This is a genomic window from Micromonospora sp. NPDC050200 (genome assembly GCF_040656135.1).
Taxonomy (GTDB): domain Bacteria; phylum Actinomycetota; class Actinomycetes; order Mycobacteriales; family Micromonosporaceae; genus Micromonospora.
In genome coordinates this window covers 21,343-36,139 of record NZ_JBFALG010000063.1, presented here as the reverse complement: position 1 = coordinate 36,139, position 14,797 = coordinate 21,343, and the positions used below count along the sequence as shown (strand labels likewise).

14 protein-coding genes and 1 pseudogene are annotated in these 14,797 nt (G+C 71.7%); 6 read left to right on the top strand and 9 right to left on the bottom strand.

Going from position 1 to position 14,797, the window contains the following annotated elements; all coding sequences use genetic code 11:
- The 4 genes from AB0I41_RS29050 to AB0I41_RS29035 all read left to right on the top strand — a co-directional run.
- On the top strand, nucleotides 1-554 hold a 554-nt coding region (locus AB0I41_RS29050), incomplete at its 5' end, for a tripartite tricarboxylate transporter TctB family protein (RefSeq protein WP_357113771.1).
- Nucleotides 554-2,083, top strand: a complete 1,530-nt coding sequence (locus AB0I41_RS29045) for a tripartite tricarboxylate transporter permease (protein ID WP_357113770.1) — start codon at nucleotides 554-556, stop codon at nucleotides 2,081-2,083. The genes AB0I41_RS29050 and AB0I41_RS29045, both read left to right, overlap by 1 nt.
- 77 nt (nucleotides 2,084-2,160) lie before the next feature.
- Nucleotides 2,161-3,585, top strand: coding sequence for a bifunctional 2-methylcitrate dehydratase/aconitate hydratase (locus AB0I41_RS29040; RefSeq protein WP_357113769.1), 1,425 nt, complete (start codon nucleotides 2,161-2,163; stop codon nucleotides 3,583-3,585).
- Between the two features lie 2 nt (nucleotides 3,586-3,587).
- Nucleotides 3,588-4,769, top strand: coding sequence for an MFS transporter (locus AB0I41_RS29035; RefSeq protein ID WP_357113768.1), 1,182 nt, complete (start codon nucleotides 3,588-3,590; stop codon nucleotides 4,767-4,769).
- Nucleotides 4,770-4,819: 50 nt separating this feature from the next.
- Here the strand turns inward: AB0I41_RS29035 and AB0I41_RS29030 are convergent, their stop codons facing one another.
- Together AB0I41_RS29030 and AB0I41_RS29025 are read right to left on the bottom strand one after the other, a co-directional pair.
- Nucleotides 4,820-4,954: a hypothetical protein gene (locus tag AB0I41_RS29030; RefSeq protein WP_357113767.1), complete on the bottom strand. Its 135-nt coding sequence runs from the start codon at nucleotides 4,952-4,954 to the stop codon at nucleotides 4,820-4,822.
- Nucleotides 4,955-5,039: 85 nt separating this feature from the next.
- Nucleotides 5,040-6,002: an FAD-dependent oxidoreductase gene (locus AB0I41_RS29025; RefSeq protein ID WP_357113766.1), complete on the bottom strand. Its 963-nt coding sequence runs from the start codon at nucleotides 6,000-6,002 to the stop codon at nucleotides 5,040-5,042.
- 109 nt (nucleotides 6,003-6,111) lie between these two features.
- On the opposite strand from AB0I41_RS29025, the gene AB0I41_RS29020 reads away from it, so the two are divergent.
- Nucleotides 6,112-7,014 carry a LysR substrate-binding domain-containing protein gene (locus AB0I41_RS29020; protein ID WP_357113765.1) on the top strand — a complete coding sequence of 301 codons (903 nt, stop codon included), beginning with the start codon at nucleotides 6,112-6,114 and terminating at the stop codon, nucleotides 7,012-7,014.
- 60 nt (nucleotides 7,015-7,074) lie between these two features.
- A pseudogene (locus tag AB0I41_RS29015) lies at nucleotides 7,075-7,656 on the top strand (transposase); the annotation flags it as partial.
- 204 nt (nucleotides 7,657-7,860) lie between these two features.
- Here AB0I41_RS29015 and AB0I41_RS29010 read toward each other — a convergent pair.
- The 7 genes from AB0I41_RS29010 to pruA form a co-directional block, all read right to left on the bottom strand.
- A complete protein-coding gene (locus tag AB0I41_RS29010; protein ID WP_357113764.1) occupies nucleotides 7,861-8,646 on the bottom strand; it encodes a glucose 1-dehydrogenase in 786 nt (261 codons plus the stop codon).
- 43 nt (nucleotides 8,647-8,689) lie between these two features.
- A complete protein-coding gene (locus AB0I41_RS29005) occupies nucleotides 8,690-9,379 on the bottom strand; it encodes a GntR family transcriptional regulator (protein WP_357113763.1) in 690 nt (229 codons plus the stop codon).
- A gap of 70 nt (nucleotides 9,380-9,449) precedes the next feature.
- Nucleotides 9,450-10,229, bottom strand: a complete 780-nt coding sequence (locus AB0I41_RS29000; RefSeq protein WP_357113762.1) for an acetoacetate decarboxylase family protein — start codon at nucleotides 10,227-10,229, stop codon at nucleotides 9,450-9,452.
- Between the two features lie 41 nt (nucleotides 10,230-10,270).
- A complete protein-coding gene (locus AB0I41_RS28995; RefSeq protein WP_357113761.1) occupies nucleotides 10,271-11,020 on the bottom strand; it encodes an amino acid ABC transporter ATP-binding protein in 750 nt (249 codons plus the stop codon).
- Nucleotides 11,021-11,023: 3 nt separating this feature from the next.
- Nucleotides 11,024-12,121, bottom strand: coding sequence for an amino acid ABC transporter permease (locus AB0I41_RS28990; RefSeq protein WP_357113760.1), 1,098 nt, complete (start codon nucleotides 12,119-12,121; stop codon nucleotides 11,024-11,026).
- Between the two features lie 2 nt (nucleotides 12,122-12,123).
- Entirely contained in the window at nucleotides 12,124-12,993 is an 870-nt protein-coding gene (locus AB0I41_RS28985; protein WP_357113759.1) for an ABC transporter substrate-binding protein, read from the bottom strand.
- 136 nt (nucleotides 12,994-13,129) lie between these two features.
- Nucleotides 13,130-14,764: an L-glutamate gamma-semialdehyde dehydrogenase gene (pruA, locus tag AB0I41_RS28980; protein WP_357113758.1), complete on the bottom strand. Its 1,635-nt coding sequence runs from the start codon at nucleotides 14,762-14,764 to the stop codon at nucleotides 13,130-13,132.
- Nucleotides 14,765-14,797: the final 33 nt, after the last annotated feature.

The following is a 14,797-nucleotide window of genomic DNA, read 5'->3' as shown; positions in this document are numbered from 1 at the left end:
GCTGGCGCACGGCTTCGGCGGGACGAAGGACTCGGTCCGGTCCGACGCCGAGGACCTGGTCACCGGCCCGGGCCCGGGCCGGCTGGGGTGAACTCGCGTTCGGCGTACTCCTCCTGGCTGTCGCGGTGACCGTGCTGGTCGACGCGGCCGGGCTGCGCGCCTCGACGTCGGCGTCCGGCGTCGGGCCCGCGTTCTTCCCGACCATCGTCGGGGTCACCCTGTTCGCCGTCGCCGCCGCCCTGGTCGTCGAGGTGCTCCGCGGCCACCGGGGCACCCCGGACGAGGGCGAGGGTGACGTGGACCCGTCCCGCACCCAGCTCCGTCCGGCGCTGCTCGTGGTCGGCGCGGTGCTCGCGCACGGGCTGCTGCTCGACCTGGCCGGCTACGTCGTCGCGGCGTTCGTCGCCTTCTGGGGCATCGCGTACGCGCTCGGCGCGCGCCACCCGGTCCGTACCCCGGCGATCTCGCTCGGCGTGGCGGTCGTCGTCTTCCTCGGCTTCACCTACGGCCTCGGCATCGACCTGCCCGCGGGCCCGCTGGAAGGGATCGGCTGATGGACGGACTCACCGAGCTGCTCGCCGGCTTCGCGGTCGCCCTCACCCTGACCAACCTCGGCTACGCGCTGATCGGCACGGTCGTCGGCACGATGATCGGGGTGCTGCCCGGCATCGGGCCGGCGCTCACCATCGCGCTGCTGCTGCCGCTGACCTACGGCCTCGAACCGGCCGGCGCGTTCATCATGTTCGCCGGCATCTACTACGGCGCGATGTACGGCGGCTCCACCACGTCCATCCTGCTCAAGACCCCCGGTGAGTCCGGCTCGATCATCACCGCGATCGACGGCAACAAGATGGCCCGGGCCGGCCGGGGCGCCGCCGCCCTGGCCACCGCCGCGATCGGCTCGTTCCTCGCCGGCACCATCGCCACCGGTCTGCTGGCCGTGGCCGCGCCGAGGATCGTCGACCTGGCGGTACGCCTCGGCGCCCCCGACTACCTGGCCCTGATGGTGCTGGCCTTCATGTGCGTGGGTTCGCTGCTCGGCGGGTCGATGGTGCGTGGCTTCGCCAGCCTCGGGCTCGGCCTGGCGATCGGCCTGGTCGGCATCGACTTCCAGAGCGGGCAGGCGCGGCTCGACTTCGGCCTGGTCCGGCTCCTCGACGGCGTGGACACCGTGCTGCTCATCGTCGGGCTGTTCGCCGTCGGTGAGGTGCTCTACGTCGCCGCACACCAGCGAGCCAGCAGCTTCGGCATCGCCTCGGTCGCCGGCCAGCGCTGGATGACCCGGGACGACTGGCGCCGGTCGTGGAAGCCGTGGCTGCGCGGCACCGCGATCGGGTTCCCGCTCGGCACCATTCCGGCCGGCGGCTCGGAGGTGCCCACCTTCCTGTCGTACTCGCTGGAACGTCGGCTGTCCAAGCGGCCGGAGGAGTTCGGCAACGGCGCGATCGAGGGCGTCGCCGGCCCGGAGGCGGCCAACAACGCCAACGCCGCGGGCGCCCTGGTCCCGCTGCTCACCCTGGGCATCCCCACCTCCGCGACCGCCGCGGTGATCCTGGTGGCCTTCCAGCAGTACGGCATCCAGCCCGGCCCGCAACTGCTGGACACCGAGCCGGCGCTGGTCTGGGGACTGATCGCCAGCCTGTTCATCGGCAACGCGATCCTGCTCGTGCTCAACCTGCCGCTGGTCGGGCTGTGGGTGAGGATGCTGCAGATCCCCAAGCCCTACCTGTACGCCGGCATCGGCCTGTTCGCCCTGGTCGGCGCGTACGCGGTCAACGGCTCGTCGTTCGACGTCTACCTGCTGCTGGTGGTCGGCGTCCTGGGTTACCTCATGCGCCGCTTCGGCTTTCCGGTCGCCCCGCTCATCGTCGGCGCCATCCTGGGCCCGCTCGCCGAACTGCAACTGCGCCGGGCCCTGGACATCGCCGGCGGCGACATCACCACCCTGGTCAGCACCCCGTTCACCGTGACGGTCTACGCCCTGCTGGTGCTCGTGCTGTGCGTCCCGGCGCTGCTGCGGCTGCAGGCCCGGCGAGCCGCCGCCGGCGTACCGACCCCCGACCGCGAATCCTCCACCGTTTAGAACGACCGGCAACAGGGCGGCGCAGCCCCGCCAGCCCCACTACCGGTCGCGCTGAGCACGATCCCGATAGGAGAACCATGTCCGCCGGCTACGACGACGTCGTGGTACAGATAGCCGAGTATGCCGCCCACCCGGAGCGGATCGATTCCGAACCGGCCCTACGCACCGCCCACCTGTCCTTCCTCGACGCCATCGCCTGCGCCTTCCTCGGGCTGGCCGACGCCGAGTGCCGGCGGACGGCGGAACCGCTGTTCCCGACCGCCGCGCCGTACCCCAGCCGGGTGCTCGCCACCGACCACGCCACCGACCCGGTGCAGGCGGCGTTCAGCACCGGCACGCTGATCCGCTGGCTGGACTTCAACGACACCTGGCTGGCCCTGGAGTGGGGCCACCCGTCAGACAACCTGGCCGCCATCCTGCCGCTCGCCGACCACCTCGCCCAGCGGGCCCGGGCCACCGGCGGCGACCCGCCGACGGTACGCGACGTGCTGGTCGCCATGATCCAGGCACACGAGATCCAGGGCGTGCTGGCCCTCGGCACCGCGCTCAACCGGCACGGGCTGGACCACGTCGCGTACGTCCGGATCGCGTCGACCGCGGTGGCCACCCGGCTGCTCGGCGGGTCCGAGGAGGACATCCGGCGGGCGCTCGGGCACGCCTGGGTCGACGGCGGCGCACTGCGCACGTACCGGCACACGCCGAACGTGACCTGGCGCAAGTCCTGGGCGGCCGGTGACGCGGCCAGCCGGGCAATCCGGCTGGCCTACCTGGCGCTGCGCGGGGCGCAGAGCCCGCGTACCCCGCTGACCGCGAAGGGCTGGGGCTTCCAGGACTCGCTGCTCGCCGGGCATCAGGTCACCCTCACGCAGCCGCTGGGCAGCTACGTGATGGAGAACGTACTGCTCAAGCCGTGGTTCCCGGCCGAGTACCACGGCCAGACGGCGGTGGAGGCCGCGTTCCGGCTCGCCCCGGCGGTGCGCGACCGGATCACCGGGATCGACCGGATCGAGATCCGCACCCACGAGGCGGCGGTCCGGATCATCGACAAGACCGGCCCGCTGGCCAACCCGGCGGACCGGGACCACTGCCTGCAGTACATGGTGGCCATCGGCCTGCTGCACGGACGGCTCGACGAGGAGCACTACAGCGACGAGGCGGCGGCCGACCCCCGGGTGGACGCGCTGCGGGAGCGGATGATCGTCACCGAGGACCCGGAGTACAGCCGCGCCTACCTCGACCCCTCCGAGCGGGCAGTGGCCAACGCGCTGCGGATCACCTTTGCCGACGGCAGCGACACCGGGTGGCAGGAGATCCGCATCCCGATCGGGCACCCGCGCCGCCGGCCCGAGGCCGAGCCGCTGGTGCGGGACAAGCTGCGCCGCGGGCTCGGCGCGGTGCTGCCCGCCGAGCGCGCGGAGTTGGTGGCCGAGCGCCTCGCCGACCGGGAGGTCCTGCTCGACACGGAGGCCGACGACCTGCTCGACCTGCTCGTCGTGCGCTGACCGTGCGTCCACGGGACGCGGTACGGGCCACCGCAGCCTGGCCGTGGGTGCTGCTCCTGCACGCCGTCCTCGTGCAGGCGGTCACCTTCCTGCTCCGGCCGACCACGTCGTACCGGGCGCTCGAACTCGGCGTGCCGGCCGCCTGGCTGGGGGTCGTCTCGGCCAGCTTCGCGGTGCTGCCGCTGCTGGCCGCCGTTCTGGTCGGCCGGGCGACGGACCGGCGCGGGGAGCGCCCCGCCCTGCTGGCGGGCGCGCTGCTCGTGCTGGTCGCCGCCGCCGGCCTGACCGGGCTCGCCGACTCGCTGACCGGGCTGGTGCTGTGGAGCGCGGTTCTCGGCCTCGGCCACCTGCTCTCCGTCGTGGGGGAACAGGCGTGGGTGGCCCGGTCCACCGTGGACGCCGGGCTGGACGCCGCCTTCGGGCGGTACACGTTCGCCGTGTCGCTGGGCCAGGCGGTCGGGCCCGTCCTGATCACCCTGCTCGGCGGCGGCGGGCTGGTCCCGGACACCGACCGGGTCTTCACCGGCGCGCTCGCCGGGGCCGGTGCGCTGCTCGCCTCCAGCCTGCTGCTGCGGCCCCGGCGGCACACCCGCCCGGCCGGTCCGCCGGGCCGGGGTGACCGGATGGGCACCGTGCTGCGGATGCCCGGCCTCGGCCGGGCCATGCTGGCCAGCCTCACCGTGCTGGCCGCCGTCGACCTGCTCGTCATCTACCTGCCGGCGCTCGGCGCCGAGCAGGGCATCGCGGCGCGCGTGGTCGGCGTACTCCTGGCGCTGCGGGCCGGCGCCTCGATGGTGTCGCGGTTGTTCCTCGGTGCTCTGGTCGGGCGGCTGGGACGGATGCGGCTGCTGGTCGGCAGCATCGCCGCGTCCGCCGTGGCGGTGGCGCTGCTGGCGATTCCATTGCCGCTGTGGGCGCTCGGCGTCGTGGTGGTGGCCGCCGGGCTCGGGCTGGGCATCGGGCAGCCGCTGACCATGTCCTGGATCACCCTGGCCGCCCCACCCGGGGCGCGGGCCACCGCGCTCGCGCTCCGGCTCGGCGGCAACCGGCTGGGCCAGCTCGTCGTACCAGCCGGGGTCGGACTGGTGGCCGCCAGCGCCGGGGTCGCCGGTGTCCTGCTGACCACCGCGGTCGCGCTCGGCGCGGTCGCCGTCTCCACCGCGCGCGGCCCGTCCGGGCCGTGACCGGTGGTGCGACCGGGCGGCGCACCACCCGTCACGGGGTCCGCGGTGGATCAGCCAACCACGGAGCAGAGCGGGATCTGCGCGGCCCGCAGGGCGTGCGCCAGGTACGGGTGCTCGTCGACCTGGAGGCCGTCGCGCGACCGCCGCGAGTCGCCGCCCCGGTTCGTCCCGCTCGGCTTCGTCACCTGCGTGCTGCTGGTGCCGTTCGCCTACTGCGGGTACTGCTGCTGTTCCGACTGCTGCGCTGCCCGCCGTGCCGGGTGCGCCCGGTCAGCCGCCCAGGGCGAGGTCCGCCACCTCGGCGGCGCACCCCCAGGACAGGGTGACCCCCGCCCCGCCGTGGCCGTACGCGTGCACGAGCCGGCTGCCGGGCGGGCCCGCCGGGTCCGGGTCCACCTCGACCCGGGGGCCGCCGTGCCGGGCCGGCCGCAGCCCGATCCGCTCGCCGAGCACCGGCGCGTCAGCCAGCTCCGGCACCAGCGCGACGCAGCGCCGCTGGATCGCCGCCGCCGTGTCCGGGTCGGGCGCGGTGTGCCCCACCGCCGGCTGGTACGTGCCGCCGAGCACCACGTCGTGCCGGCGCGGGTGCACGTACGTGATCCCGGCCGGGTCGTCCTCGTCGCGCACCGAGACGGTCAGGCCGGGGTTCGCCACCAGCACCAAATGCCCGCGCACCGGATGCACGGCCGGGTCGGCGACGAGCCGGCCGGCGGCCAGGCCCGTCGCGTTGACGACCGTCGGCGCGGTGTCGAACGCGTCGGCGAGCCGCCGCACCCGGCGGCGCAGCACCCGCCCGCCGCCGGCCTCCAGCCGCTGCCGCAGCCAGGCCAGGTATGGCGTCATCTCCACCGTCGGCGCGGTGAACCGCAACAGCGCCGTGTACGGCGGCCGCGCCGGCTCGGCCACCAGGTCCCCGCACGCCTCCGCCCACCACGGCGGGCCGGCGTACGGATGGCGCAGCAGCATCCGGGTCGGCCGGTCGACCACCCCCGGCACGCCGTCCGCCGCCTGGCGGCCCAGCTCCGTGTGCGTGTCCCGCGCCCAGCGCAGCACCCGCGGGTCCTGGTCGGTGTGGCTCGGGTACCAGACCGCGGCGGCCACCGTGGACACCGTGTCCGCCGGGTCGTCGGCGGCCAGCACGGTCACCCGCGCCCCCCGCTGCTGGAGGGTGACCGCCGCCGTCATCCCGACGACCCCACCCCCGACCACCACCACGTCCGTCGCTGCCGTCATCCTTCGCTCCCGTCGCTCGTGCCGTTTGCCTCGGATCGTCGCCGTCTCGGCGGGCCGCCGTCCAAGACGGATCGGGCAGCCGGCGATAAGCGGCGCTTATGATCGGTCCATGTCCGACGCGCCGACTCTGGACGCCTGGTCGAACCTGCGGCGGCTGCGCTACTTCGCGGTGCTCGCCGAGGAACTGCACTTCACCCGGGCCGCCGCCCGGCTGCGCGTCGCCCAGCCCGCGCTCAGCCAGCAGATCCGGGCCCTGGAACGCCAGCTCGGCGTGCCGCTCGTGCACCGCACCAGCCGGGGTTGCACGCTGACGGAGGTGGGGGCGCGGGTCGCCGACGAGGCCGCCCGGCTGCTCGCCGAGGTGGACGCGGGAACCGCCCGCATCCGGGACCTGGTACGCGGGCGGGGCGGCCGGCTCCGGCTGGCGTACACCCGGTCGGCGCGCGGCGGCCGGATCGACGCGCTGGTCGCCCGGTTCCGGGCCGCCCACCCGGACGTCGAGGTGGTCCCGGAGACGGCCTGGACGGCGCCGAACGTGGCCGGCCTGCTTGCCGGCCGGCTCGACGCGGCGTTCGTCCGCCCGCCGGTCGACGAGCCGGCGCTGGCCTGCCGGACAGTCGACACCGAGGAGCTGCTGCTGGCCCTGCCCGCGGGCCACCCCCTCGCCGCCGGCCGCCGCCGGATCAGCCGGGCCGAGGTGGTCGACCTGCCGGCCGTGATGTGGCCGCGCGAGAACGGCCCCGGCATGTTCGACCGGACGATCGCCCAGGTCTGGCCGCGCGGTGGCTTCCAGCTTGTCCGGCAGGAGCCGGACGACGAGCAGCTGCTGCGGGCGGTGGCGCAGGGAGACGTGGTCGCGGCCGTCCCGGCCGGACGGGCCCGCGCGCTGCGGCTGCGCGATGTACGGCTGCGCCGGTTCACCGCCCCGACGCCCACCGTGGACGTCGCCCTGGCCTGGCCGCGCGACAGCACGAACCCGGCCCTGCGCCGGTTCCTCGCCCTGCTTGACTAGGGCCGGGCCGCCGTGCCGGTGACGTGGCGGGACCAGCGACGCCCGCCACACGCTCACCGGGCCACCGCCTGGATCCCCGCCATCAACACCGACGGTGAACCCCCGCGACGGCGCCCAGATCTGCGAGATCACCGGCCTGGTCCCCGCCGACAGTTACCCACACGGCACCCGGTTCATCGTCCGCCGGGAACGCCCCCACCCCGGCGCGCAACTATCCCTGTTCGACACCATCGAAGGCACCCGCCACCAGGTCATGGCCACCGACACCCCACCCGGGCAGGGCAACCTACAGTTCCTCGAAGTCCGCCACCGCGCACGCCCGTGTCGAGGACCGCATCCGATGCGGCAGAACCACCGGCTTCGGCCGATTCCCGTCCCGGATCTTCGCCATCAACCAGGCATGGCTCGAACTCGCCCTGACGAGCATCGACCTACTCGCCTGGACCCAACACCTACTCCTCAACGGCGACCTCGCCAACGCCGAACCGAAAAAGCTGCGCTACCGGCTGCTACACGTACCCGCCCGAATCACCCGCTCCGCCCGGCGCATCCAACCTACGCATCGCCGAGACCTGGCCCTGGGCCACCGACCTCACCGCCGCGTTCACCCGCCTCGCAGCCATACCACGACCCATCACCTGAACACCAACCCCAGCCACCACGAGCATTTCGGAGGAACCCGACCACCGCGCCGGGCCCCCAACCACGCCCAAACCCCGAAACAACGCCCAGAAGATCAACCAAGGCACCCCACGACCTTGATCAACAGTAGGTGAAGGACCGAGGCTGGTCACCCGTCCGCGCGGTCCGCTTCCCCCGCCGGGCGAGTGGCGGCACGGCAACCGGCTACAGCGAGACGACCCAACCGCCGTCGACGGTGAGGGTGTGCCCAGTGACGTACGCGGACGCGTCCGAGGCGAGGAACACCACCGCGCCGGCCAGGTCGCCCGGCTCGCCGACCCGGCCCAGGGGGATGTGCCCGGCCACCAGTTCGTCCTCGGCGTCCCTGGTGGGCATGAGGTCGGCGGTCATCTCCGTGCGCATGTAGCCCGGGGCGATGGCGTTCACCCGGATGCCGTGCCTGCCCCATTCGTAGGCGAGGTTCTTCGTCAGCTGCACGACGGCGGCCTTCGACGCGTCGTACACCGAGGACCGCTCGCCGTCGACGACCAAACCGCCGATGGAGGCGAGGTTGATGATCCGGCCCCCGCCGCGCGGTCGCATGGCCCGCGCGGCGCGCTGGGCCACGAAGTACGTGCCGCGCAGGTTGACCCCCAGGGTCAGGTCGAACTCGGCGGCGGTGGCGTTCAACGCGCTGTTGCGCAGCGACACACCGGCGTTGTTCACCACCACGTCGGGGACGCGGCCTTGCTGTTCGAGGGCGCCGAACGCGGCCTCGATACTGTCGAGGGAGGTGACCTCCAGCGCCAGCGGAAGCGCGCGGACGCCCTGCTGGCGCAGGTAGTCGCACGCCTGCTCGGCGCGGTCCGCCGTCAGATCGGTCGCGATGATCTCGGCGCCGGCCTGGCCGAGGGCGAGGGCCTGGGCGCGGCCGAGACCGCCGTGGGCGCCGGTGACCAGGGCGCGTGCCCCGTCGAGGGTGAACAGGGATGTCAGTGCGGCCGATGGCACGGCGCCGTCCTTTCCGGCGGCTCGGGCACGCCCCCTCGGGCGGCTACAGGCCGTAGTTGGTGAGGATCTCGAACACCTGCTGGGAGTCGTGGCGGACGTGCTCGCGCATCTGCTCGGCGGCGGTGGCGGCGTCATCGTCGGCGACGGCCGCCGCGAGGGGACGGTGGTCCACCGCGGTCCAGTCCGGGGTGGTGACCACCTTGGAGCAGAAGTACCACTGCCGCAGGGCCAGGTTGAAGTAGATCCGGGCGGTCGTCTTGAGGTACTCGTTGCGGCTCATCAGGTAGATGCCCTTGTGGAACGCGGCGTCCAGGTCGATGCACCGTTGCAGGTCGGTGGTGCGGGCCTGTTCCTCGGCGAGCGCGACGAGTTGTTCCTTCTCCGCTTTCGAGCCGCGGCGGCAGGCCAGCATCGTGGCCAGGGACTCCAGTTCCAGTCGCAGTTCCATGACCGAGCGGGAGTCCTTGAGCGCGATCTCGGTGGCGTAGGTGCCGCTGCGCGGGTAGATGACCACCAGCTTCTCGAACTCCAGCCGCCTGATGGCCTCGCGCACCGGGGAGAGACCCACGCCGAGGTCGGCCCGCAGGTCGTTCTCGACGAGCCGGTCCCCGGGCATGATCTCGGCGCGGACGAGTCGAGAGCAGAGGCTGGCGTAGGCCGACTGGCTCAGCAGAGCGTTACCCGTCTGGTCAATGCCGACGAGCGCGCCCTTTCCGACGTACTCCGACAACATCGCGATTCCTTCCCCCCGTCGTGCGCCGCTTCTGCGCAGCGGCCCCGCACTCTGGCAAGCTACCGGACGGTTACGGGCGCTCCGACGCTCCGGCGCGGGACGGGTCGCCGAGAAGGTCGTCGATCACCGTCGAGATGCCGTTCTCCACAGTGCAGGCATAGTCCCCGACGGAGAACTCCCCGCCGAGTACCTCGACCACCTTCAGTCCGACGCCGTTGACCGAGAGCGCGTCGGTGAGCTCGACGGCCGCAGGTCCGAAGCTCCGGTGCTTGAGGACGAAGTCCTTCGAGGTGTCCCGGGAGACGATCTCGAAGATCCGGAACCCCGGCCCGTCGGCTTCCGGCAGGGCGTGGACCTGAAGGTGCGGGTAAAGGGACATGTCCGCCCAGGCCGCGTTGTCGTGCCCGTCCCCGGGGGTCATCGAAATGCCGAAGATCAGCTTGCCGGAACGGTGCACGGCGCCGGAGAGCGCGTCGGCGGTGTCGGTCAGCGCGATGTCGGCGTACTGCTTGGGGTAGCCCCAGACCTCCCGGCCGAAGGCGATGCTCCAGGGCTGATCCTCGTACTCGAAGAAGTAGTTGACTCCCCGGTGGTCGCCGTAGCGGACGGGGATGACGACGCCCGAGTCGTAGAAGGAGCCGGGGGTGGCGTTGCCGAAGTCGGCGATCTGCACGACGAACCGGTCGTCGGCGAGCTCGAACGGGGTTGGCGCGAGGAGCGCCTCCAGGTTCGCCCGGTCTCCTCGGCAGTAGACGGAGAGGCTGCGCAGGTCCTTGCACCAGTAGGGCCGGTCGCCGCTCGGGTACCCGAGGTAGGTGAAGAAGTCCCTGGTGTCGTACGTCTTACTCATCGGTTGGTGTCCCTGACCTTGTCTCGTGGGGGGGTGTGGGGCTAGTCCCGGCCGGCTTCGTGGATCTTGCGGAGGAACGACCGGAGTTCGGGCGCGGTGGGTGATTCGAAGATCTGCTCGGGCGGGCCCTGTTCGAGGATCACGCCCCGGTGCAGGAAGCAGACCTTCGATGAGATCTCGCGGGCGAAGGGCATCTCGTGGGTCGTCATCATCATGGTGATGCCGTCGGAGGCGAGTTCCCGGACCAGGTTCAGTACCTCGATCACGAGTTCCGGGTCGAGGGCTGAGGTGATCTCGTCCAGCAGCAGGGCCTGCGGGCGCATGAGCATCGCCCGGGCGATGGCGACACGCTGCTGCTGGCCGCCGGAGAGTTGCGAGGGGTAGGCGTCGGCCTTGTCGCGCAGGCCCACACGGTCGAGCATCGCCCGCGCGTTGGCCTCGGCCTCGGCCTTGCCCGCCACGCCGGCGCGGACCGGGGTGAGCGTGCAGTTGCGCAGCACCGTCATGTGCGGGAACAGGTTGTAACTCTGGAAGACGATCCCGACCCGGCGGCGCAGCCTGACCAGGTCGACGCCCTCGCCGGAGACGACGTCACCGTCGAGGAGGATCCGCCCGCCCTGGACGTTCTCCAGCCCGTTGACGCAGCGCAGCAGCGTCGACTTGCCGGAGCCGGAGGCGCCGATGAGCGTGACGACCTCGTGCCGGCCGACGGTGAGGTCGACCTTGTCCAGCACGGTGAGGTCGCTGTACCGCTTGGTCACCTCGTCGCACTCGATGAACGCTCGGGACATGGCTCACGCCCCTGTCTTCCTGGCCCCGGTACGGGCGAGCAGGTAGTCGACGAACCGGGTCTGCGGGATGGTGATGAGGACGAAGACGATGCACACGGCGGTCACCGCGGAGAGGTTGAAGTTGTTCGCCGAGTAGATCTTGGCCTGGCTGAACGCGTCGATGATGCCGACGACGATCACCAGCGCGGTGTCCTTCTGCAGGCCGATGAAGGTGCTGAGCATGGGCGCGGCGATGTTGCGGGCCATCTGCGGCAGGATGACGAACCGCTGCACGTCGGTCTGGGTCAGGCCCATGGACAGGGCTGCGGAGCTCTGCCCGGGGTTGATCGACTCGATCCCCGCGCGGTACAACTCCGCGTTGTAGGCACTGTACGTCATGGCCAGCGCCACGATGGCGTAGACGACGAGCGATCCGCCGCTGAGGAACGGCACCTCGGTCAGCGGTAGGCCGTAGCAGACGAGGTAGATCAGGACGACCGACGGGATGCCGCGGAACACGTCGATGTAGGCGATGGACAGCGCCCTGACCGGGCGGAAGCCCCGGCCCGGCAGTTGCCGGCCGATGGCGAGCACGAGCCCGAAGACCATGGCGAGGACCTGGGCGCCGAGCGCGATCTGGATGTTGATCCACAGGGCGCGGAGGATGTCGATGAAGCTGCGCGCCATGTACTCGCCGTTGAAGAACGTCTTCTGCACCGCCCCGTCGTTGGTGAAGACCATCAGCGCGAGCACGGCCATGATGGCCAGGCAGCCGCTGATTCCGAGGGACGAGATGGCGGCGTTGCGGGAGTGCGCCGCCGCCCGGCGGGCCTCGACGTACCGGCCGGCCTGCCAGTCCTGCCGGGACCGGTGGCTGCGCCGGTAGGCCAACGAGAGGGGCCAACCGAGCGCGGCGACCGGGAGCGCGGCGCCGAGCAGGATCCGTGTGCCGGGTGCGTCGACCAGCATGGTGGCGAGCTGGTAGCACAGGGTCGCGGCCAGGACGGTGAGGACGGCGGCGGCGGTGAGGTAGGCCGTCGTCGACAGTGGCCTGGTCGGGGTGAGGCCGGTGCCGGATGTTGTCGGCGGGGCCTCACGTGTCTCGGGTGCCTGTACCTTCATGGTCAGGCACTCCAGTCGGCCAGTTTGTCAGGGTCGCCGCCGAGGATCGCGTTCAGCCACTTGTCCATGATGGCGGCGAGGGTGCCGTCCTTCTCCATGTCGGCGAGGATCTGGTTGACCGCCGTGACGTTCTGCGAGCCCTTGGGGAACAGCGCTGCCACGTCGCCGCCGGCCGGGTACTGTCCGATGACCTCGAGCTTGCCGTCCGAGCTGGCCGCCCGGGGCATCACGGTGGCGGTGTCGTTGAGCGCGGCGTCGATCTGCCCGGCCAGTACGGCGTTGAAGAGGTCGTCGTTGGAGGCGAAGACCCGCACCTGCTTGGGCTTGAGTGTCTCGTTGACGTACGTGAGCTGAACGGATCCGGCGAGCACGCCGACGGTGGCCGTCCTGATGCTCTCCTTGGTCAGGTCGGATCCGGTCTTGACGAGGACACCGGTGCGGTAGGTGTTGTAGGGCGTGGAGAAGTCGACGGCCTTGCGCCGTTCGGGTGTGTCGTAGATGTCCCAGACCGCGAAGTCGAAGTTCGAGGTCTTGGCGGTGACAAGGGCCTCGAACGAGGCGTTGACCAGCTTGATCCTGCTCAGTCCGGCGCGGTTGGCGATCTCGGCGTCGAGGCAGTACATGTAGCCGCCGTTGACCGATTCGAGAGTGTTGCCCCGATAGCCGGCCGGGTAGGGCAGCGAGGCGGCGACGGTGAGGACACCCTCGGTCATGGTCTTCATCTCGTGGACCGTGGGGTTCGCTGTCACCTCACAGTCGCCGAAGCCGGCTGCCCCGGAGCCGGCGGACGAGGTGTTCGTGCCGCACGCGGCCAGGGCGAGCATCCCGGCGATGGCCGTGGCGACGCCGAGGGAGCGGGTTGACCTCTTCATCTGACACCTCCGTGTCGATGGTCATGAAGCAATGGGAATGAATGGGCATGTCAGTGAAATGTTAGTGAAGTGTGAGCGACGCTACACCTGGTCGGCGGGTCAGTCCAGAGGGAGTTCTGCCTAGTGGGAGCCGCCGTCAGCGGGAGCCCATGTGGGGATAGCGGTGGTCGCGGGGCGGGTCAAAGGTCTCCTTGATCGACCGCGGCGAGATCCAGCGGGTCAGGTTCGACGCCGCGCCCGCCTTGTCGTTGGTGCCCGAGGCGCGGGAGCCGCCGAACGGCTGCTGCCCGACGACCGCCCCGGTCGGCTTGTCGTTGACGTAGAAGTTGCCGGCGGCGAACCGCAGCCGTTGACCGGCCCAGGCAATCGCCGCCCGGTCGCGGGCCACGACCGCGCCGGTCAGCGCGTACGACGAGAAGGACTCCAGTTGGTCGACCGCGTCGGTGAACGCGTCGTCGTCGAAGACGTGCACGGCCAGGATCGGCCCGAAGTACTCGGTGCGGAACATCTCGTCGGTGGGGTCGTCGCTGTGCACGACGGTCGGGCGGACGAAGTAACCGACCGAGTCGTCAAACTCACCGCCGGCGAGCACCGTCAGGGAGTCCCGCTGGCGCGCCCGCTCGATCACGACCCGGTGCCGGCCGAACGCCCGGGCGTCGATCACCGCCCCCATGAAGTGGGAGAGGTCGGTGACGTCGCCCATCGTCAGCGCCTCCACCTCGGCGAGCAGCGGGTCACGCACCCTCTCCCACACCGACCGGGCCACATACGCCCGGGATGCGGCCGAGCACTTCTGCCCCTGGTACTCGAACGCGCCCCGTAGCAGCGCCACCCGCAGCACGTCCGGATCGGCCGAGCCGTGCGCGAGTACGAAACCCTTCCCGCCGGTCTCGCCGACGATCCGGGGGTACGACCGGTAACCCCCGAGGTTCGCCCCCACCGTCGACCACAGGTGCTGGAACGTCGCGGTGGAGCCGGTGAAGTGGATGCCGGCCAGTTCGCGATGGGTGAGCGCCACCGCAGAGACGTCGAGGCCGTCGCCCGGCAACATGTTGATCACGCCGGGCGGCAGACCGGCCTCCTCCAGCAACTCCATGATCAGGCTGGCGGCGAGCTGCTGGGTCGGCGCGGGCTTCCAGAGCACCGTGTTACCCATCAACGCTGGCGCGGTCGGCAGGTTGCCCGCGATCGCGGTGAAGTTGAACGGGGTGACCGCGTAGACGAAGCCCTCCAGGGGGCGATGGTCGGTGCGGTTCCACACGCCACGGGAGTTCGCCACCGGCTGCTCGCCCACGATCTGCCGGGCGTAGTGGACGTTGAAGCGCCAGAAGTCGGCCAGCTCGCACGCGGAGTCGATCTCGGCTTGGACGGCGGTCTTCGACTGGCCCAGCATCGTCGCGGCGTTGAGTCGCTGGCGCCACGGGCCGGCCAGCAGGTCGGCGGCCTTGAGCAGGATCGCGGCACGGTCGTCGAAGGACAGCTCGCGCCAGGCGGGCGCCGCCTCCCCCGCCGCCGCGATGGCGTCCTCGGTGTCAACCCGGGTGGAGTTGCGCAGCACCCCGAGCACGTGGCGGTGGTCGTGCGGCTGCACCACCGCGATCTCCGCTCCCCCGCCCATCCGGCGGCGACCACCGATCGCGGCGGTCAGCTCCACCTCCCGGCTCTCCTGCCGCGCCAGCTCCCGCTCCAGCGCCACCCGCTCCGGGCTGCCGGGGGCGTAGCTCAGGGTCGCTTCGTTGACCGGGGACGGCGGACTCGTAACGGCATCCACTCTTGTCTTCCTCCATCGACGAGATCCACGGTA

What these genes read in the sequence shown, in the direction of transcription:
- AB0I41_RS28990 (WP_357113760.1), bottom strand. Translation starts at nt 12,121, where the DNA reads ATGAAGGTACAGGCACCCGAGACACGTGAGGCCCCGCCGACAACATCC.
- AB0I41_RS29040 (WP_357113769.1), top strand. Translation starts at nt 2,161, where the DNA reads ATGTCCGCCGGCTACGACGACGTCGTGGTACAGATAGCCGAGTATGCC.
- AB0I41_RS29020 (WP_357113765.1), top strand. Translation starts at nt 6,112, where the DNA reads ATGTCCGACGCGCCGACTCTGGACGCCTGGTCGAACCTGCGGCGGCTG.
- AB0I41_RS29045 (WP_357113770.1), top strand. Translation starts at nt 554, where the DNA reads ATGGACGGACTCACCGAGCTGCTCGCCGGCTTCGCGGTCGCCCTCACC.
- AB0I41_RS29025 (WP_357113766.1), bottom strand. Translation starts at nt 6,002, where the DNA reads ATGACGGCAGCGACGGACGTGGTGGTGGTCGGGGGTGGGGTCGTCGGG.
- AB0I41_RS28995 (WP_357113761.1), bottom strand. Translation starts at nt 11,020, where the DNA reads ATGTCCCGAGCGTTCATCGAGTGCGACGAGGTGACCAAGCGGTACAGC.
- AB0I41_RS29000 (WP_357113762.1), bottom strand. Translation starts at nt 10,229, where the DNA reads ATGAGTAAGACGTACGACACCAGGGACTTCTTCACCTACCTCGGGTAC.
- AB0I41_RS29005 (WP_357113763.1), bottom strand. Translation starts at nt 9,379, where the DNA reads ATGTTGTCGGAGTACGTCGGAAAGGGCGCGCTCGTCGGCATTGACCAG.
- AB0I41_RS28985 (WP_357113759.1), bottom strand. Translation starts at nt 12,993, where the DNA reads ATGAAGAGGTCAACCCGCTCCCTCGGCGTCGCCACGGCCATCGCCGGG.